General features: G+C 35.0%; 19 protein-coding genes. 3 read left to right on the top strand and 16 right to left on the bottom strand.

Translation table 11 applies throughout. The annotated features are described in order from the left end of the window. The first annotated feature begins 32 nt into the window (after window positions 1-32). Both brnQ and BCR21_RS07700 read left to right on the top strand, forming a co-directional pair. Window positions 33-1,385 (top strand): branched-chain amino acid transport system II carrier protein, encoded by a 1,353-nt coding sequence (gene brnQ, locus BCR21_RS07695; RefSeq protein WP_069645903.1) that lies wholly within the window; start codon window positions 33-35, stop codon window positions 1,383-1,385. 257 nt (window positions 1,386-1,642) lie between these two features. Next, the gene (locus BCR21_RS07700; protein ID WP_069645904.1) at window positions 1,643-3,151 is read left to right on the top strand and encodes a helix-turn-helix domain-containing protein; all 1,509 of its coding nucleotides are present in this window, start codon (window positions 1,643-1,645) and stop codon (window positions 3,149-3,151) included. A gap of 82 nt (window positions 3,152-3,233) precedes the next feature. Here BCR21_RS07700 and BCR21_RS07705 read toward each other — a convergent pair whose 3' ends face one another. The 16 genes from BCR21_RS07705 to BCR21_RS07780 form a co-directional block, all read right to left on the bottom strand. Then, a complete protein-coding gene (locus BCR21_RS07705) occupies window positions 3,234-4,448 on the bottom strand; it encodes an ammonium transporter (protein WP_139125631.1) in 1,215 nt (404 codons plus the stop codon). Window positions 4,449-4,532: 84 nt separating this feature from the next. Continuing rightward, complete coding sequence (locus tag BCR21_RS07710; protein ID WP_069645906.1) at window positions 4,533-5,279, bottom strand: ABC transporter ATP-binding protein; 747 nt, start codon at window positions 5,277-5,279, stop codon at window positions 4,533-4,535. Next, window positions 5,257-6,087, bottom strand: a complete 831-nt coding sequence (locus BCR21_RS07715) for an ATP-binding cassette domain-containing protein (protein WP_069645907.1) — start codon at window positions 6,085-6,087, stop codon at window positions 5,257-5,259. The genes BCR21_RS07710 and BCR21_RS07715 overlap by 23 nt, the downstream gene beginning before the upstream one ends. 15 nt (window positions 6,088-6,102) lie before the next feature. Then, window positions 6,103-6,930, bottom strand: coding sequence for an ABC transporter permease (locus tag BCR21_RS07720; RefSeq protein ID WP_069645908.1), 828 nt, complete (start codon window positions 6,928-6,930; stop codon window positions 6,103-6,105). After that, on the bottom strand, window positions 6,930-7,868 hold the full coding sequence (locus BCR21_RS07725) for an ABC transporter permease (protein WP_205684836.1): 939 nt from the start codon (window positions 7,866-7,868) through the stop codon (window positions 6,930-6,932). The genes BCR21_RS07720 and BCR21_RS07725 overlap by 1 nt, the downstream gene beginning before the upstream one ends. A gap of 14 nt (window positions 7,869-7,882) precedes the next feature. After that, window positions 7,883-9,478, bottom strand: a complete 1,596-nt coding sequence (nikA, locus tag BCR21_RS07730) for a nickel ABC transporter substrate-binding protein (RefSeq protein WP_205684837.1) — start codon at window positions 9,476-9,478, stop codon at window positions 7,883-7,885. 25 nt (window positions 9,479-9,503) lie between these two features. Then, window positions 9,504-10,274: a class I SAM-dependent methyltransferase gene (locus BCR21_RS07735; protein WP_084013264.1), complete on the bottom strand. Its 771-nt coding sequence runs from the start codon at window positions 10,272-10,274 to the stop codon at window positions 9,504-9,506. An 87-nt stretch (window positions 10,275-10,361) separates the two neighbouring features. Then, window positions 10,362-11,210, bottom strand: coding sequence for an urease accessory protein UreD (locus BCR21_RS07740; protein WP_069645910.1), 849 nt, complete (start codon window positions 11,208-11,210; stop codon window positions 10,362-10,364). Window position 11,211: 1 nt separating this feature from the next. Next, window positions 11,212-11,823 carry an urease accessory protein UreG gene (gene ureG / locus BCR21_RS07745; RefSeq protein WP_069645911.1) on the bottom strand — a complete coding sequence of 204 codons (612 nt, stop codon included), beginning with the start codon at window positions 11,821-11,823 and terminating at the stop codon, window positions 11,212-11,214. A 13-nt stretch (window positions 11,824-11,836) separates the two neighbouring features. Further along, window positions 11,837-12,541 (bottom strand): urease accessory protein UreF, encoded by a 705-nt coding sequence (locus tag BCR21_RS07750; RefSeq protein ID WP_069645912.1) that lies wholly within the window; start codon window positions 12,539-12,541, stop codon window positions 11,837-11,839. Further along, window positions 12,531-12,986, bottom strand: a complete 456-nt coding sequence (locus tag BCR21_RS07755) for an urease accessory protein UreE (RefSeq protein ID WP_069645913.1) — start codon at window positions 12,984-12,986, stop codon at window positions 12,531-12,533. Before BCR21_RS07755 ends, BCR21_RS07750 begins: the two co-directional genes overlap by 11 nt. A gap of 147 nt (window positions 12,987-13,133) precedes the next feature. Further along, complete coding sequence (gene ureC / locus BCR21_RS07760; RefSeq protein WP_069645914.1) at window positions 13,134-14,855, bottom strand: urease subunit alpha; 1,722 nt, start codon at window positions 14,853-14,855, stop codon at window positions 13,134-13,136. Window positions 14,856-14,883: 28 nt separating this feature from the next. Further along, the gene (locus tag BCR21_RS07765) at window positions 14,884-15,210 is read right to left on the bottom strand and encodes an urease subunit beta (protein ID WP_069645915.1); all 327 of its coding nucleotides are present in this window, start codon (window positions 15,208-15,210) and stop codon (window positions 14,884-14,886) included. Between the two features lie 36 nt (window positions 15,211-15,246). After that, window positions 15,247-15,549 (bottom strand): urease subunit gamma, encoded by a 303-nt coding sequence (locus BCR21_RS07770; RefSeq protein WP_069645916.1) that lies wholly within the window; start codon window positions 15,547-15,549, stop codon window positions 15,247-15,249. Window positions 15,550-15,571: 22 nt separating this feature from the next. Beyond that, entirely contained in the window at window positions 15,572-16,090 is a 519-nt protein-coding gene (locus BCR21_RS07775; RefSeq protein ID WP_069645917.1) for an AmiS/UreI family transporter, read from the bottom strand. A 402-nt stretch (window positions 16,091-16,492) separates the two neighbouring features. Next, a complete protein-coding gene (locus tag BCR21_RS07780; RefSeq protein ID WP_069646037.1) occupies window positions 16,493-17,218 on the bottom strand; it encodes a GntR family transcriptional regulator in 726 nt (241 codons plus the stop codon). A gap of 170 nt (window positions 17,219-17,388) precedes the next feature. Here BCR21_RS07780 and BCR21_RS07785 point away from each other — a divergent pair, with 170 nt between their 5' ends. Then, on the top strand, window positions 17,389-18,771 hold the full coding sequence (locus BCR21_RS07785; RefSeq protein ID WP_069645918.1) for a glycoside hydrolase family 1 protein: 1,383 nt from the start codon (window positions 17,389-17,391) through the stop codon (window positions 18,769-18,771). Window positions 18,772-18,775: the final 4 nt, after the last annotated feature.

Below are 18,775 nucleotides of genomic sequence, written 5' to 3' on the forward strand. Positions count from 1 at the left end.
TAGTAAGGACAAAGTTTAAGGAGTGTTGAAATGTGACAAAGAAATTATCGTGGCGTGATTACCTTTATGTAGGTTCCATGCTATTTGGCTTATTTTTCGGAGCGGGAAATCTGATTTTTCCTGTTCATATGGGACAAGAGGCTGGCGCTAGCATTTTTCTAGCTAATCTGGGCTTTTTGATTACAGGAATCGGCTTACCGTTCTTAGGTGTGATTGCTATCGGTATTTCCAAAAGTAATGGGGTTTTTGATTTAGCGACTCGGGTCAACCGACGCTATGCCGTTGCTTTTACTGTATTATTATATCTGACGATCGGTCCGTTCTTTGCATTACCGCGTTTAGCAACGACATCATTTGAAATTGGGTTAGCGCCTTTTATTCCAAGTGATCAGCATAAATTGATTTTAGCAATCTTTTCAGCGCTGTTCTTTTTAGTTGCCTGGGCCTTTTCACGTAAACCAACTAAGTTATTAGGTTATGTTGGCAAATTTTTAAATCCATTATTTCTATTTTTATTAGCGATTTTGATTTTATTTGCTTTCCTGACTCCGTTAGGATCTATATCTTCTGCGCCTGTCACTGAAACTTATGCAACAAATCCTTTTTTCAAGGGCTTTACTGAAGGATATAATACATTAGATGCATTAGCTTCTCTGGCTTTCGGAATCATCATTGTTTCGACGATTAGAGGTATGGGTGTAGAAAAACCAAATGATATTGCTAAAGATACAATAAAATCTGGTGCAATCAGTATTGTCTTGATGGGAATCATCTATACATTGTTATCCTATATGGGAACGATGAGTTTAGGCAAATTCCCTCTTAGTGAGAATGGTGGGATTGCTTTAGCCCAGATTGCTAACCATTATTTGGGCAATTTAGGTAGTATTTTGCTTGCGTTTATTGTGATTCTCGCATGTTTGAAAACAGCAATTGGATTAATTACAGCTTGTTCTGAAACGTTCAGCGAGCTATTTCCAAAAGGTTCTTATGCATTTTACATTGCAGCAGCTAGTATTTTACCCTGTCTGTTTGCCAATGTTGGGTTAACGAATATTATTCAATTTTCAGTCCCTGTATTGATGTTTCTTTATCCATTAGCAATGACATTGATGATTTTAGTGATCATCAGCCCGCTTTTTCACCATCGTAAGGAAGTCTATCGCATGACGACATATGTGACACTATTTGCTGCATTACTTGACGCTTTGAATAGTGCGCCTGATTTTATCAAATCAAATGCACTTGTTACAACCCTTTTAAAAACCGCTGAGAATTACTTGCCTTTATTTGCAATTGGTATGGGGTGGGTCGTTCCCTCAGTCCTTGGTTTTATGATTGGTTTGATTTGGGTCAAACTAAAAAAAGAAACAATTCTTAACTGATAACGGAGATAAGATAGAGCTCATTGGGTTTTATCTTATCTCTTTTTTGACTTAATTCGTACACAATCTTATCTTTCATACAGATACTTTTTTTGGCCAAAAAGAGAAATAATGTTCATCTCTATTTTATCTTTTGTTCTTTCTGATATAATTTTAATCTTTTTGACTAAAATAAATAACTAAATATCCTGCAATTATCGTCTTAGCTGACAATTGACCATAAAGTACAGTAGAATAGGGGCAAGGAAGTGATTAGCATGCTATATGAGGAATTGATGATGGATTCGGGAATGCTTACAAAATTTAAAGTATTCAAACGAATTACACAAATCAGTCAATCAGATATTTCTATTACTCAATTATCTGAAGAACTATCTTTGAATTATCAGCAGGCATTTATTATCATAAATGAAATCAATCATGATTTAGCTAAAGTAATCTATACTCACCAATCGATTTTGCAAAAAGCAGGAAAAATCGACAGTACTAAATTGCTTGTAACAATTGATGAATACCGATATTTTCTATTAAAAAAATCGGTTCCATTTCAATTTATTCTTTATTTTTTAAACCATGATTCTCCTAACATAGATGATTTTTGTCAACGTTACTACGTGAGTCGTTCGACAGTCTCTAGAAAGATGCTGCCTTTGAAAAAACACGTAAAACAATATAATCTGCGATTTACATATACCGAAGCAAACTTGACTGGTGATGAACGTGCTGTCAGAGTCGCACTTTTCGATGCTTTGTGGTTAGGAACAAGAGGAACTGTTTGGCCATTTAAAATTGTTGCCCGTGAAGATGCAGAAAGACTTGCCAGTGCATTTTCTGAATATTTTCCGTTATCCAGAACATATTTAGGTTCTAAAGAATTGACCTATTTTGCGGCGATTTTTCTTTGTCGTACTCGCAAAAAAATTTATGTTTGTTATGATGACAAGTATGACTTTTTGATGATGGATAACCCTTACTATGATTTTGAACGTCTGAATAAAGAGCTCGGTCCTGTTCAAGCATTACCTCCTAAATACAGTAAAGGAGAAAGCAGTTTTATCTTTTTCTTAGCTCACTATGCTCCTTTTTATACCCTAGATGATGATCCATCACTGTCTCAAACACTACATGATTTCTCAACACGACCAAATCCTGTGTATGAGTTGGTTCAGGAATTTCTGGAATATGCTAAGATTGATATCTTCAAAAAAGAGCCAGAAGTTCTCAATAAACCCATTATTATTGGGAATTTGCTTAATATTACCTTTACTTTTTTTGTCTTGCGCCAACCTTTCCCTAATCTTCAAACATTGGTGGAATTACCACGTAAAAAGAAAAAAGCAGACGAGCTTCTTGAAACAAAGATTCAAGCCTTCTTTGATGAAAAAGCAAAGGAAAAAGAATATAAATTTATTTATACGATCAAAAACTCACTGGTCAAAACGTTCAAAAGTGTGTTACTCCCTGCTTATGATAAACCAAAACATTCTGAGCATTTAAAAATCGGCGTTGCTTTTGAACATAATTTTCTTTTAGTTAGAAGGATCTATCAGTTTTTAAATGATTTAGGCTTTGTAGATTCTGCTCCTTATCAGGAAGACTTAAATGAACAATATGATTTAGTGATCAGTTCTTCTCTATTACCTAGAAAAAAATATCCAGAATTACCACTTTACTTCTGGGATTTATCTTATGATGAAGAAGAGTTAGCTGATTTATATCGGACATTACAGCAACTTTTTGAGAAAAAGAATATGATTCAAGACTAAACAGTAAAAAATATAAGGGTCGAGAGTAAGCTTTGTTCGCTTTGCTCCGACCCTTATATTGACTACTCATATAATGTGAAGTTTACTCATCATAAGTAGACTGGTGAAAAAATTCTACGTCTAATCCTTTTTCTTGTTCTTCTTTTGTTGTTTCTATTCTAGTAATTTTTGATGCAACAATCAAAATAAGTCTGGTTACAATAAACGCATAGGCGGCAACAAAGCAGACACCTAAAATTTGAACAAGTAGTGCCTTCAAGCCAACGGATGTTACCAATGAAGCCCCGGTTCCAAAGATGCCAATTAAAATAGTTCCAGTGAATCCTCCGACACCATGAACACCCCAAACATCTAATGCATCATCCCATCCTTTTTTCTTACGAAAATCAACAGCAAGAGTACAAATAATTGCCGCAATAGCACCAATTACTATTGCTTGTGCTGGTGTTACATATCCCGCACAAGGTGTGATCGTTGCTAGTCCTGCAACGGAACCTGTCAATATATCAACAAAATCATAGTAACCTTTTTTGAATTTTGCAAATAAAATCCACACAGTTAAAGAGGTAGCTAATGCAACAAAGGTCGAAACAAATGCATTCGCTGCTTGAACGTCTGCACGTAATGCACCACCAGCATTAAACCCAAACCAGCCAAACCATAAAAGGCCTGTTCCAATTGCAGCAACCATCAAATTATTGTGTTGATTTTTTTGTTTTTCCGTTAACTTTCTTTGCCCTAAGTAAAGAATGGTTGCAAGAGAACCAAATCCAGCTGTCGTATGAATAACTGTTCCCCCAGCAAAGTCTTTGAAATTGAAATCACTTAAGAATCCACCACCCCAAACCCAATGGCAGACAGGAAAATAAATCAATAAATTCCAGCCAATTAATAATAAAATATAGCCCTTCATAGTCAATCGATCAGCAAAAGCTCCTGTCATAAGAGGAACTGTAATAACACAGAACATCAATTGGAAGGCAAAAAACATCAAAAATGGAATCGTTGCGCCATGTAAAAGATTCGCTAATGTGCCCACATTTTTCATAAGGAAAAAATCGGCCGGATTTCCAATAATGCCGTGAAAATCTGATCCAAAAGCAAGTCCAAATCCGCCAAAAATCCACATTAACGTTGTTACGCCAACTGAAATAAATGATTGTCCCATAATAACCAAAATATTATTTTTACGCGCCAAGCCTCCATAGAAAAAAGCTAATCCTGGTGTCATTAAACTCACCATTGCCGTACATAAAATCATAAATGCTGTATCACCTGTATTAATTGAATTTGCCATAAAGTTCATTCCTTTCTCTGAGACTATTTAAATACAAAATTACATGTTAATGAATCGATAACAACTTATTCTATTTATTGAGTATTAAATCTGAGCATCGATTAGTGCTTGAACATAGGATGATTTCGTATGCATCAGACGACTTGTTTCTATCACTTCTTCTAAGTGTCCTTCTTTTAAAAAAATAAGTTTATCACAAAAATAAGTCGCTACTTCTAAATTGTGTGTAACCACTATATAATACAAGTTAAACTCCTTTTTTAAATTATTTAACAACTCAAGTAAGCGATCCACATTGACTAAATCTAACGAACTAAATGCTTCATCAAAAATCAATACCTTTGCTTCTGTCAAAATGCTTCTAGCAATACAAATACGTTGAATCTGTCCACCACTTAACTTTCTTGGTTTCTTATCTAATAACTCTTCTGATAATCCCACTTTATTCAAAATTGCGATTATTTTTTCTTTTGATTCTACTTTTTTATTTTTCCCACTAATTGATTCTAATAATGCTTTTTCTACGGTAAACTCTGGATTGATTGCAGATACATAATCTTGAAATATCATGCTCACAGGATTCTTTTCTTTGGGTAATTCGCCCAATTTCAAAACAACTTTGCCTGAACCTTTATCCGGTTTTTCAATACCAGCAATTAGTTTAGCCAACGTTGTTTTTCCACTACCACTTTCCCCTAGAATGCCAACAATCTCTTCTGAAACGCAAAATGACAACGGCTTTAGTCCACCATCGATTTTTTCTTTTGACTTGAACAACTTCTCTTTATAATACGTCTTTGATATTTGCTCAAGAACCAGCCAATTTTTCATCTTTTAATCCCCAAAATGTCGAGCCAATTTTATTTTTTATTCTACGCATATTTCCTAAATAGGTGATTGAATCAATAGCCAATTTATCTACTTTTTGGTGCTCAATTTTTTTACCTTCTTGCAAAACAAGCGCCGTATCACACAAATAATCTACAATTGCAATATCATGTGTCGCTAGGAGTAGTGTCGTCTTATTCTGTTTTTTTAATTGCAAAAAAATATCCAACACTCTCTTTCTGTTTACAGTATCCAATGCACTTGTTGGCTCATCTGCAACAATGACTTTAGGTTTTAAAATAAGTGCTAAACCAATTGCACAACGTTGTAACGTGCCGCCCGACAATTGAAATGGATATTTTTTTAAAATACTCTCAGGTAAATCCATACTTTCCAATAATTGTTGGATCATTTCTGTTCTTTCACTTATTGGAAACTGATTTTCTGCCAATGTTTCTTTAAATTGAACAGCCATTTTTTCAATTGGATCAAATGCCTCTGATGCATTTTGTGGGATGTACGCTAATTCCCGGCTTAATACTGCTGAATCATTCACGTTGTTTTTCTCCTGGATAAGGATTTTATCGTGAGTATCCGAATGATAGGTGATGATGCCGCTTGTATGAAGTGATTTTGGACAGATTCTCATGATCGTTTTAAGCAGTGTGGTCTTCCCACTCCCACTTGGTGCCAGAATCCCTAAAAATTCGTTTCTCTCCACTTGAAATGTTAGATTGGCAAGCACTTGTTTATTGGTTTTGATTTCATCCACTGTCAGATCATCAATTCCCAAAATTAGTGTATTTCCCATTGCTTCCTCCTCCATTTATTCGCTACTTGTTTCGTTGATCGTTTCTGCGACAGCATCCCCTATATAATTAAGCATTGCGATCACGATAAATATTGTGGCGCCCGCAGGAATAATTTGCCAAGGCTCAACTACTGCGATTTCTCTTGATTCATTTAACATTCTGCCCCACTCAGCTGTTGGCGGTTGAATTCCAATGCCTAAAAAAGATAGCGCACTGATACTCATAATCACCGCACTGATATCTAATGTAGAGTAAACAATGGTTGAACGGATAATGGGTTGAAAAATATGCTCTTTAAATACCCAGAATTTGGACTTTCCAGAACTTATTGAGAAGATAACATAATTTTTAGTTTTATAATTAAGGACTTCCGTCCGAATCATTTTAATGTACCAAGGAAATCTTACAATCGTCAGTGCTAAAATAATCGTCAGCAAACTGGGACCTAAAATACCAATAATGCATAAAGACATCATTTCATTTGGTAAAGAAAGTATCAGGTCACAAAAACGCATCATTATTGCATCGATCTTACCACCAAAAATCCCAGAAATCCCGCCAAAAATGATGCCCATCAAAAGAATCAAGAAAACAATAAAAAATGATAGCAGTAGCGTCACCCTACCGCCATACAAGACCCTCGAAAAGATATCTCGACCTAACAAATCTGTTCCAAAAAAATGTTCACTACTTGGATGTGCCAATTTATTCATAATCTCTTGTTTATTTGGATCATATGGCGACAATACATCAGCAAAAATAATCCCAAAAGTTAAAAGACTTAAGAAAATAACAGAAACAAGTACTACTTTATCCTGAACTATTTTTTTCACTGTCTCCATTATCTGCCTCGCTCTCTTAGTCTTGGATCAATCCGTTTGATTAACAAATCGATCAATAAACTACTGCTAATAAAGAACAAAGACATAATCACAATATACGCTTGTAACACAGGTAAATCACGGTTTCTTATTGCAATAATACATAGAAGTCCCATCCCAGGCCAAGCAAAAACACTTTCTATAATGACACTACCCGCGATGAGTCTTGGAATACTTACTCCGATTGAAACGATAGAAGAGCGTAAAGAATTTTTCAATAAATGTTTCGTGATTGCTCTTTTTGAAAATCCTCTTGTAAAATAATAGTCGACATAAGGTAATTGTTTATTCTGCAATAAATCATTCCGAATCAGTCGTATATATGAACTAGAATAGGCCAAAGAAAGAGTCAACGCTGGCAAAAAAACTGACACTAAACCGACAGCTCCGCCTGTTGGAAACCAATTTAGCTTTATAGAAAATAAAAAGATCAATAGCAACCCTAGCCAAAATGAAGGAATCGCATCTAAGATAAACGTAATCATCCTTAAGGTTTTTTCGGTCCAATGATTTTGATAGTTAGCCGCTAAAATGCCTAGTACTAAACACGTAGCAAAAACGATGATCAAGGTCACGATAGCCAAAAATAATGTATAAGGTAAAGCCTCACTGATCATTCCCATAATATTTTTACCAGTAGCGTAGCTTTTACCTAAATCTCCTTTTAATGCATGTCGAATCCATTCAACATATCTTACAAAAAAAGGCTGATCTAGCCCCAATTCTGAACGCATCTGCCGCACATTTTGCTCAGTTGGTGTGATAGTTTGAACACGTAATGCTACTTCTGCTGGGTCATTAGATAGATACGTCAATAGAAAAAAAGGAATAAATGTTACTAAAAACAGAAGAAGGAGAATTTTTCCACAATTTTTAATAATAGCTTTAATCATTTCCATCCAACTTCCCATCCTTATTCCAAGAACATTTTTTCAAATGGTATCTCATACTGTGAATCATTAAATTCAATATTCTTGAGATTTGATGTGCCAATTGCTTTTGTTTTCGAATAAGAAATAGGAATGTATACGCATTGATCATTGATATACGTCAATATTTCACTATAATCAGTTTGTCTTTGTTTTTCATCCGACTCAATCATCACTTGTGTAATTTTCTCATCTAGCCAGGCTTTTTTATCTAAGCCTAATTGTGCTTGATAATCTCCATGTGCTGGTATTCGCCATGAAGAGAGATACGATTGCGGATCATATGGGGTTCCCCATGAAAGTGAATATTGTAAATCAAAATCCCCATCTTGTTGACGATCAAGAAAATTCTGCTTTTCCTCAGAAATAATTGCTAGGTCAATTCCTACATCTTTAAGATCAGCTTGAATAGATTGGGCAATCGTTCCTTCTTGTGCATTTTGAGAATTATAGGAAAACGTTAGTGCCAAGGGTTTATCATTCTTCATACGAATCCCATTTTTTCCTACTTTCCATCCAGCTTCATCTAGTAACTGTTTCGCTTTTTCTATGTTGTAATCATATTTTGTTAACTCAATATCACTATAAGGGGCAGTTTTTGACAATAACATGTCTGCTTTGTCTTCTGAATTATTTAATACCCCTGCAATGATATTATCTTTATTGACTGCGTAAGTAATTGCTTTTCTTACATTTAAGTTGTTCAGATTTTCTCTTTTACTATTTAATAGTATTGCACGAGAAGCTATAGGTTGACTTGATAGTGCTGTAAAAGAAGCCTTATCTGCTTTCATTGAATTATAAGCATCCATATTTAATTGGTCACCATCTGCACCGTAAATAAGATCAATTTCTCCTTTTTTTAGGGCAAGTAATAATGCTTGTGAATCTGGAATAACTTTCCAATTCACTTTTGAATTTTTAGGTTTTTCGCCCCAATAGTCTTTGTTCTCTACAAACTGTGCGTACTGATTGTCCTTGTGTTTTTCAAGTATATAGGGCCCTGTACCTGCATAACTTGATACACCGTTTTTAGTTTCTCCGTCAATAAAACTTTTAGGCGAAATAAAGCGAAAAGGTCTAGTCAAGCCAAGCTCAGTCAAGGTTGGATAGTAGGGATGTTTTAAGGTCAATTTGAATGTCTCATCATCAATTACTTGTGTCGATTCAATTTCGTTGGCCATATCTAACCAAGCATGACGTTCTATATTTGCTAAAACCGCATCAAAATTTTTCTTCACAGCATCAGCATTAAATGCAGTTCCATCCGTAAATTTCACGTTATTTTGTAAATAAAAGACATATTCTTTTCCATCTTCAGAAATATCCCAACTTTTTGCCAAAGCAGGTTTGACTTTCCCGTCTTCATTTTTAGTCAATCCTTCAAAAACCATATTTTGCGCAGCCATTTCCCCGTCATATAAATGTGGATTAATATCTCGTGGATCTTTTGTACTTCCATAATTTATTTGACCAGAAGATTGGCTATCTTTTTTTGATGCATTACAGCCTGCTAGTATTATTAGCATGATAGAACAAGTAAAAACGAAGACTAAAACCCATTTTTTTTCCTTTAACAACAACTCATTTCATCTCCTTTGTTCATTATTTTACTGCTTGTATCAGGAATATAGGTGAAAACGAAAAATTAATTTTTTGAATATCACTTAGTAATTGATCATTCATATTCTCATGGATTGCAATCGTTTGAAAACCGCATTCTTTCAATACCTTCTTATCCCAATTAGGACGAGTAATTTTTGATAAAGGCATTTCTTTGGCTAAGTTTTCCATCCAATCAATATTTGTTCCTACATAATAATCTTTGATGGCCATTTCTTGTGTTAATTCTCTATTTTTTTCATATTTCTCTCGGAGGGTTTCATCATAAAGATATTTGTACCAATTGGAATCAAAATTTAGTAAGATACCGCCTGGTTTTAATACTCGATACCATTCCTTATACGCTTCTTTTGGTTCTTCTAGATTCCATGTGACATTTCTTGTGACAATTGCATCGAAATCTGCTGTATCAAAGGTCAAATTATGAGCATCCATTAGTTTCCATTCAATTTTTTCAGCAAGATCACCAGCATTTAACTTTGCTTGTATCAGCATTTCTTCTGTCATATCGATTGACGTCACTTCAAACCCTTTTTCAGCAAGCAGTATAGATAGGAAACCTGGTCCCGTACCAATATCAAGAATTTTTTGAACAGGTTGCTCATTTGCGGTCAACGCATTGACAATAACATTTTGCCATAGCGATTTTTGTTCCCCTAGCAATTCTTCATGGTGCTGTTGTCCATAGGTTTCAGATCTCTCCGACCAATAATCAATAATTTCATTTTTAAATGTCTTCTTAGCCATTTCCATACTAATTTCCCCTTTTTACCATATAATAGAAAAAATACATTTATATTTCCTATTAAAGATTCAATAAAAAAACACCTATCTCATCAACTAACTATGAACATAGCTGTCATTTTTACTGAGAATCAATTCAGGATAATTAAGCTGTTCTATTCGAAAATGATTTAATGCTTGCATAAGAATATGGCGATTTTCTTCTCCACTTTTTCCCAATACTCGAAGCACAAAACCAGGTTTTTCTAGATTTGAAATGCCATAATTGACAGTCGTCTCAATCATGTCTAATTTTTTTCTGATTGTTTCAATAACCTCTTTTGTGCATTGAGGACTGATAATAATCAGAGTATTATAATTCAAATTTTCTTCAAAATAACCGAGTGCAGACATCTCATTTTTCGACGGTTCCGATATTAAATGATCATTATAGATTAATTCCTCATCCATAAATATAGTCGTTTTCATCTGTAATTTGGCATACTGAAATGGTTGCTCATCAGCAGACCAGCCTGCTGTTACACCATCCATCAAGATTAAATTAGCATTTTCTTTCATATGAATGATCGTTTCTTGTTTATAGATTGAATTTTTATAAGGAATCACTTCATCCGTTAAATATTCAAATGTACTATTTTCCTCTAAAACAAGTTGTGTTTTTTGTGTTGTTTGTATGTTATTATCGCATTTGTATACATATGTCGGAGCTTGAGTTGTTACGATAGCGTGCGCTTCTTCGGCTATGTTCACATCAAGTTCATATTTTTCTCCCTCAATGAAACCTCCACCAGTACTAATAAAAAAGTAGTAGGGCGTTTTTTCAGCTGCTAAAGGAATATTCGATGATACACGAGAATTTCCTTCATGATAAATTCTGGAAGCGATTGTCCGACCATTCCGGTTAGAAAATGCCATTTCGATAAGTCCGTCTGTATCCTGCCTCATATTATAATCCTTCTAGTAAAACATTTTTGCGGATCCACTCATTTACAGCTGCTACCCCTTCTTGGTCCTTTAAGTTAGTAAATAAAAAGGTATTATCATCTCTGAAGACTTCCGTGTCTTTTTTCATAACTTCTAAGTCAGCACCTACATAAGGAGCTAAATCGATTTTATTGATAATAAATAAATCACTTTTGATCATTCCTTGACCTGCTTTTCTAGGAATTTTTTCTCCTTGCGCCACGTCAATAATGTAAATGGATGAATCGACTAGTTCTGGGCTGAATGTTGCTGCTAAATTGTCGCCACCACTCTCTAAAAAGATAACATCTAAATCTTCAAAACGTTCTTCTAATTGTTCGATTGCCGCAAAATTCATTGATGCATCTTCGCGAATGGCAGTATGTGGACAACCGCCTGTTTCAACACCGATAATACGATCTTCACTTAAAACAGAGTTATCACACAAAAATTTTGCATCTTCTTTTGTATAGATATCATTTGTGATTACAGCAACGTTTAAGTCCTCATTCATTTGTCTAACTAAGCGTTCAATCAGGAGCGTTTTTCCTGATCCAACAGGCCCACCGACACCAATTATTACTGTTTTTTTCATCTTTTATTTCCTCCTATGACATAAAAAGTCTAAAAATCTGTGTCTCGTGATTAATTTGGGATAATTCAATTCCAGGTACATTTGCCCCTAGATATGAAGAGTCTAATTGCTCAATTTCTGCTAAAATCTCTTCTAACAATGGGATTGTTCTTTGTAAGATTAATTGTCCACTTTTTTGTCCTAGTGGTACCGCCCTTACAGCGTTTTGAATCATTGTAGAGTTTATACTATAGCCGTAAAGTAACGTTGCTTCGTCTACTTCTAGCCCTTTATAATGTGCAAAAATAGCAAATACAATCGCTGGATTTCCATAAACACTCGTTTGTTTGATTCGTTGCTTATACTCATCTAGTAATGGAATATCATGTAATGTTTGAACTAAATCAATCATTTGTTTCGCAATCATTTTCGTCCCGTTTCTTGTTTCAGCGGCTTGCGAAGAACATGTGATGATTTTATCGTATTCCCAAATATCTTCTATCTTTTCTTCTTCCAACGCTTTGAAACAAAGTTTTATAAGTAATCCTTCACCATATTTAAATTGTGTTTTTAAATATGTATCCAACCAAATTTCAAAATCATCTGCATTTACTATTTTATCTGTTCTTAAATAGTTTTCCATGCCAAAAGAGTGGTTGAACGTTCCTATAGGAAAAGTAGAATCACAGACTTGTACAACATCTAAAAAATTTCCAAACCCTTTTGCCTTAATGTTCATGTGACAAGTCCACATGTTTCAGAGCTTTTCTTAATTTGATTTTTTTTATCTCGTAGCTTATATTCTTTTTAATCAAAAGATCAACTACGGTTGGATCTACTTCTAACACAATTTTTCCATCTTCCACAACGACAGGTTTATGTGTGTTTCCAAGTAAATGAGCAATTTCGCCCATTTCATCCATCGTTGATGGTTTAATAATAATCATTTCTTCCGAACGTACTGCAATGACTAAAACATTGTGGTCATCGATGAAGAAGATCGATCCATTACGTAACGCTTCACTTTCACTTGTTAATCGAATACCATAATCATTGCTATGGTCCGTGGTCACTCGTAAAATTCTTTTATTTAAATCATCGCTGCTTAACACAACTGTTTCAACATGGTATTTAGTGATATCATCGATTTCATCAATGTTTGAATCAATAGTTGTTAAAATCATATTCTTCCTCCTGTAATAACAGATTGATAATTTAACAGAACAAAAGTGGCAATAGCTTTCTTAAAATTTCTTCTAAATGCACATATATAACATTTCTTTTAAAAGAATTTTTGATAGCTTGCCACTTTTGTTCCAGGATTTTTCTGTTTAGAATAAGTAATATCTTTGGCTTAAAGCTACAGTATCAGCGGGATCACAAGTAATCAATTCATCATCAATTTTCACATCAAAGGTATGTGGATCAACGGTAATTGTTTTTGGACTAAAATTATTTAATTTCATATCACGTTTAGTCAAGTTTCTTGTATTATGGACAGGCAAAACAATTTTTTCTAGTCCAATCGTTTCCTTGATTCCATGATCATACGCGAACTGCGAAACAAATGTGATATTCGTGGCAGTCACAGCTTTACCACATGCACCAAAAAGATCTCTCATTAAGCGAGGTTGTGGTGTAGGTAGACTTGAACTTGCATCTCCCATAACACCGTAACTGATCATCCCCATTTTTAATACCATTTTTGGTTTTGCACCAAACTTCGCAGGTTCCCAAATCACTAAATCAGCATATTTACCGACTTCGACCGAACCGATATAATCTGATACACCGTTAGTAATAGCTGGGTTTATTGTGTACTTGGCAATATATCGTTTGATACGATTATTATCGCTAAATTCACTATCTCCATCTAATGAACCACGTTGTTTTTTCATTTTATCCGCTAACTGCCAGCAGCGCATGGCAACTTCACCAACACGTCCCATAGCCATCGCGTCAGACGTCATGATACTTAGTGCACCCATATCGTGTAAAACATCTTCTGCAGCAATCGTTTGTTTACGTACACGAGACTCTGCAAAAGAGACATCCTCTGGCAATTTAGGATCTAAATTATGACAAACCATAACCATATCAAATAATTCACTAATTTCGTTGATCGTGTAAGGATTTGTTGGATTTGTTGATGAAGGTAAAACATTATCATGTCCTGCTACAACCATAATATCTGGCGCATGTCCGCCACCAGCACCTTCAGTATGGAAGGTATGCACTGTTCGACCTTGAAATGCATCTAATGTATTTTGAACGAACCCACCTTCATTTAGCGAATCTGTATGGACCGCAAATTGAACATCGTATTTGTCAGCCGCTTTCAGTGAGTTATCAATCCCTGCACTAGTTGCTCCCCAATCTTCATGGGTTTTTATCGCCATTGCACCTGCTTCAATTTGTTCAGTAATAGTCTCTGGTACAGCTCCTGCACCTTTAGCCATCACACCCATATTGATTGGCAAGTTATCAGCCGATTGGAGCATTCGTTCGATATGCCATTTCCCTGGTGAAGTAGTGGCTGAGTTAGTACCATCAGCTGGTCCTGTTCCCCCACCAAATAATGTTGTAATACCGTTATCAAGTCCTGCTTGTGCTAATCCTGGTGAAATAAAATGTACATGAATATCCAATCCACCTGCTGTGACGATCAGACCTTCAGCGGATATCGCTTCTGTACTAGCACCAACAACAAAGTCTATGTCATCCATATTATCTGGATTTCCGCCCTTACCAATTGCTATGATTTTGCCGTCACGAATACCTATATCAGCTTTAATAATTCCAGTGTAATCAATAATTGTCGCATTCGTTATGATTGTATCTGCAACTAAAGGATTTGCTGCACGAGTTTCAGTAGCACTTTGTCCCATGCCATCTCTTAGCACTTTTCCTCCACCAAACTTACTTTCTTGCCCGTGAACAGTATAATCTTTTTCAATTGCCGCAAATAAATCAGTATCCCCTAATCGAACACTATCTCCGACTATCGGGCCAAACATTTGCGAATATTTAGTTCTATCCATTTTAAAGCTCATATTTTTCCCTCTTTTCCCTCATTTTTACTTATTGTACCCGATTATCATCCAAATAGCCGTCCACTTTATCATTGAAGCCAAAAATGCGGCGCTTTCCGCCTACATCGATTAGATTTACTTTTCGTGTTTCGCCCGGCTCAAAACGAATCGCCGTTCCTGCTGGAATATCTAAACGTTTCCCTCTTGCTTTTTCACGGTCAAATTTCAAACCCTCTTCATTCGCTTCATAAAAATGAAAATGTGAGCCCACCTGAACAGCACGGTCACCAACATTTTTCACTTCTAATGTGATTGCATCGTATCCTTCATTACAAACTACTTGCTCTTTTGCTAATTTATATTCTCCTGGAATCATATCTTTTCCTCCTTCATCAAATAACTAACCATACATTTATTGGATCGGATCATGAATCGTCACTAATTTTGTTCCATCTGGAAAAGTTGCTTCTACTTGGATCATCGGAATCATTTCAGAAATACCTTCCATAACATCATCTTTTGTCAAAAGATTTCTGCCATCATTCATTAATTGCGAAACCGTTTTTCCCTCGCGTGCTCCTTCTAAAACTAAATCGGTAATTAGCGCTACGCTTTCAGGATGGTTTAATTTAATTTTTTTGTCTTTTCTTCGTTGGGCAATCATTGCTGCCAAACTGATCATCATTTTTTCTTGTTCTCTTGTTGTCAACTGCATATTAAATGCTCCCCTCTTATTTTTATTTAGGCCATAAATCAAGTAACATCAGGAATCCTGGAATCCAAGCTGTAACAATTCCTTCACCGACTAATAGATAACCTACAAATTTCCCTAGATTTTTTCCAAATGTATTTTCAAGAAATCCTGTAAACCATAGGATTCCCCAGAGAAACCAAATTATTCCAAATAATGCATTGCCGCCATATCCATAAAAACATAATATTCCTGCTGGAATAGCGTTAATGGCAACAAATAAACTGAACCAGCCATAGAGTTTCTGGTCCAAATCAAACATAGCATTGATAGCTGTATAAAGATAAGTAAACGCAAATAATAACCCCGTCGCACTTGCATAGAACCAAGACGAATCTTTGCTAGCAACTATTCCATAAGATAGTGCCACCAAATTTAAAAATAAACTTAATCCGCCTGTAAATAGATTCATGACCACGATGGATTTATCTTTGGTTCCTTGAAGCCGATACAGCCCATTACTCATCAATACCATTCCTACATACAATAAAATAACTCCAAGCATTGTCATCCTCCTGTCTTACTATATATAAAATACCTCGATAATTTATATGATTTTTTTATATGATTACGTATAAAAAAAACATCTATATTGACTTAACCAACATTCTTTAAATGTTTTTTGATTTCTATTCAAAAAAAACAAGGCTATTTTCACACTAAATAAATAACTAAAACCAAGAATGTTAAACATATAAATATATAATAAAACATTTATTTATATAATCTCTCCATTTTGTTAAGGAAAAACCCTTATATAGTAAGTATTCTACTCTTAAATGTCCTTATTTACAAATATTATCTTTTTTTATTCTTTTTCACATATTTAGTTATAAAAAAGGACTGAAACTCAGCTTTTTTTATCGCTGCATCTCAGTCCTTTTTAGTAAAATTTATTTAATTATTTTTAGCCTCGTTTTGCATTTAAATTCACTACAACGATATCTCCTTTATCATATCTATGGCGTGTTTGCGAATATTCAAACGGAACACCTGAATCTAAAAATACAACTTGATCCACTTCCAAAATGGGGTCAATATCTTCACATTCCAAATATTTTTTATCGTTCTCATTTGGTCGGTCTGCATGAATTCTTCGATTAGCAACCCCTATACCAAAACCTAATACGTCTTCAATATGGCTATATATCGAGTGATACAACACTTTTTCTGTGATACCAGTGATTACTTCAATCGGCATGATTGTATACTCCAATAGCAATGGTTCCCCTTTAAAATAACGCAGACGAATAATATCATACACTGGTTTTGAGGGATCGATCATTAGTTTTTCGCATTCAATTTCATTAGGAAAACGAATTGAAAAGGAAATAATTTTACTTGTTATTTTTCCTTTTGAGCCTAAATGTTTGGTCACGCCATCATAAATATCTGCTTTACTATCAAGTTCTGATAATGTACGAGCATTTTTCCTCACAAATGTACCTGAACCACGGCGACTATATACTAAGCCTTCAATTCTCAAAATCTCCAATGCTTTTTGTATTGTCATTCGACTTGTTTTATATTCTTTAGCTAAAACTATTTGCTCTGGCATTGACTTTTCACTGTTATAGAAACCATTAATGATTTTTGCACGAATATCATCCGCAACTTCTTTGTATCTTGACATAACAAATCCTCGCATTCATTTCTCTTTCGTTCATTATAAAACGGATTATATGCATTATCAACTCTCCGAAATGTTGTTCATTTATTTTACAATGACTTTACATTTCTTTTTTTATATTGTAAACTCTTTTTGTAAACGTTTACTACAAAAATGGAAATAGGAGGATCAGTATGAAACCTACTGAAAATTTTTTTTGGGGGAACTCTGTATCAAGTATGCAAACGGAAGGCGGATGGGATGAAGGCGGAAAGAGCTTATCTGTTTATGACATTCGTGAAGCCTCTGAATTTGCTAGTGACTGGCATTATGCCAATGATAACTTCCACCATTTTGATGAAGACTTGGATTACATTAAAGATTTAGGCATGAATATGTATCGTTTTCAGATTTCATGGAGCCGTGTTGTCAAAGATGGTGATGGCGCGTTCAACGAAGAAGGAATTGCCTACTATGAACGTTTAATCGATGGATTGTTGACTCGTGGTATCGAACCTATGATTTGTTTGTATCATTTTGATATGCCTTTGCGTCTAGCAGAAAAATACAATGGCTTGATGAGTAAAGAGGTATTGCATGCATTTGTTCGTTATGGAAAAGAAATGATTGATCGTTTTGCCGAGAAAGTTAAGTATTGGATCGTCTTTAATGAGCAAAATTTGTACCATGTTTCAGAAGCATTCAAAATTAGTGGTTATTTAAAAGGAGAACGATCTATTGATGATCTTTATAAAATTCTACACAATGTAATGACCGCTCATGCTCGAATTGCTAACTATATTCATGAAACTACAGATGCTAAAATTGGTGGGATGCTCGCTTATTCCGAAGTCTATCCCGCTACAAGCAATCCTAAAGATATTTTAGCTGCTAGAAAATGGGATGAATTTGTTAATTATACGCTACTCGATGCCTATACTAAGGGTGTATATTCTCACGAAATGATGACCTTTGTAAAAAATAATCAAATCGACATGGGGATTCTTCCTGGTGAATTAGAAGATATTGGAAGGCAAAAAAACGATTTCTTAAGCTTTAGTTATTATGCATCAACAACTATTAATGCTGAGAAAATCCCAGTTGGAACTCCGCCAAACTTTTTCCTTGATTATGCTAAAGAAGACAATCCCAATATCGGTACAACCGAATGGAATTGGCAAATTGATCCACTCGGCTTTAGAGACGTTTTAAATAAAATGTACCAACGCTATCGTTTACCAGTATTTCCTATTGAAAATGGTATTGGCGTTCAAGAAGAATGGAATGGTATAAATCCAATCCAAGATGATTACAGAATCGACTACCATCGTGATCACTTAAAAGCAATGTATGATGCCATGTTTATTGATGGTGTAGACGTTATTGGTTATCTTGGCTGGGGATTGATTGATATCTTAAGTTCTCAAGGAGATATGCGGAAACGATATGGACTCGTCTATGTCAACCGAACAAATCATGATTTACTAGATATGAAACGTGTCCCTAAGAAAAGTTACGACTGGTTTAAGCAGGTGATAGCTACTAATGGAGAGAGCATTTACAGCAAAGGGGAATAGTCGT

Source organism: Enterococcus ureasiticus (assembly GCF_001730285.1).
GTDB lineage: Bacteria > Bacillota > Bacilli > Lactobacillales > Enterococcaceae > Enterococcus_L > Enterococcus_L ureasiticus.

Excerpts from the sequence above, each read along its gene's own strand:
- BCR21_RS07700 (WP_069645904.1), top strand. The coding sequence starts at position 1,643 with ATGCTATATGAGGAATTGATGATGGATTCGGGAATGCTTACAAAATTT.
- BCR21_RS07705 (WP_139125631.1), bottom strand. The coding sequence starts at position 4,448 with ATGGCAAATTCAATTAATACAGGTGATACAGCATTTATGATTTTATGT.
- BCR21_RS07710 (WP_069645906.1), bottom strand. The coding sequence starts at position 5,279 with ATGAAAAATTGGCTGGTTCTTGAGCAAATATCAAAGACGTATTATAAA.
- BCR21_RS07715 (WP_069645907.1), bottom strand. The coding sequence starts at position 6,087 with ATGGGAAATACACTAATTTTGGGAATTGATGATCTGACAGTGGATGAA.
- BCR21_RS07720 (WP_069645908.1), bottom strand. The coding sequence starts at position 6,930 with ATGGAGACAGTGAAAAAAATAGTTCAGGATAAAGTAGTACTTGTTTCT.
- BCR21_RS07725 (WP_205684836.1), bottom strand. The coding sequence starts at position 7,868 with ATGGAAATGATTAAAGCTATTATTAAAAATTGTGGAAAAATTCTCCTT.
- BCR21_RS07735 (WP_084013264.1), bottom strand. The coding sequence starts at position 10,274 with ATGGAAATGGCTAAGAAGACATTTAAAAATGAAATTATTGATTATTGG.
- BCR21_RS07740 (WP_069645910.1), bottom strand. The coding sequence starts at position 11,210 with ATGAGGCAGGATACAGACGGACTTATCGAAATGGCATTTTCTAACCGG.
- ureG (WP_069645911.1), bottom strand. The coding sequence starts at position 11,823 with ATGAAAAAAACAGTAATAATTGGTGTCGGTGGGCCTGTTGGATCAGGA.
- BCR21_RS07750 (WP_069645912.1), bottom strand. The coding sequence starts at position 12,541 with ATGAACATTAAGGCAAAAGGGTTTGGAAATTTTTTAGATGTTGTACAA.
- BCR21_RS07755 (WP_069645913.1), bottom strand. The coding sequence starts at position 12,986 with ATGATTTTAACAACTATTGATTCAAACATTGATGAAATCGATGATATC.
- ureC (WP_069645914.1), bottom strand. The coding sequence starts at position 14,855 with ATGAGCTTTAAAATGGATAGAACTAAATATTCGCAAATGTTTGGCCCG.
- BCR21_RS07765 (WP_069645915.1), bottom strand. The coding sequence starts at position 15,210 with ATGATTCCAGGAGAATATAAATTAGCAAAAGAGCAAGTAGTTTGTAAT.
- BCR21_RS07770 (WP_069645916.1), bottom strand. The coding sequence starts at position 15,549 with ATGCAGTTGACAACAAGAGAACAAGAAAAAATGATGATCAGTTTGGCA.
- BCR21_RS07775 (WP_069645917.1), bottom strand. The coding sequence starts at position 16,090 with ATGCTTGGAGTTATTTTATTGTATGTAGGAATGGTATTGATGAGTAAT.
- BCR21_RS07780 (WP_069646037.1), bottom strand. The coding sequence starts at position 17,218 with ATGTCAAGATACAAAGAAGTTGCGGATGATATTCGTGCAAAAATCATT.
- BCR21_RS07785 (WP_069645918.1), top strand. The coding sequence starts at position 17,389 with ATGAAACCTACTGAAAATTTTTTTTGGGGGAACTCTGTATCAAGTATG.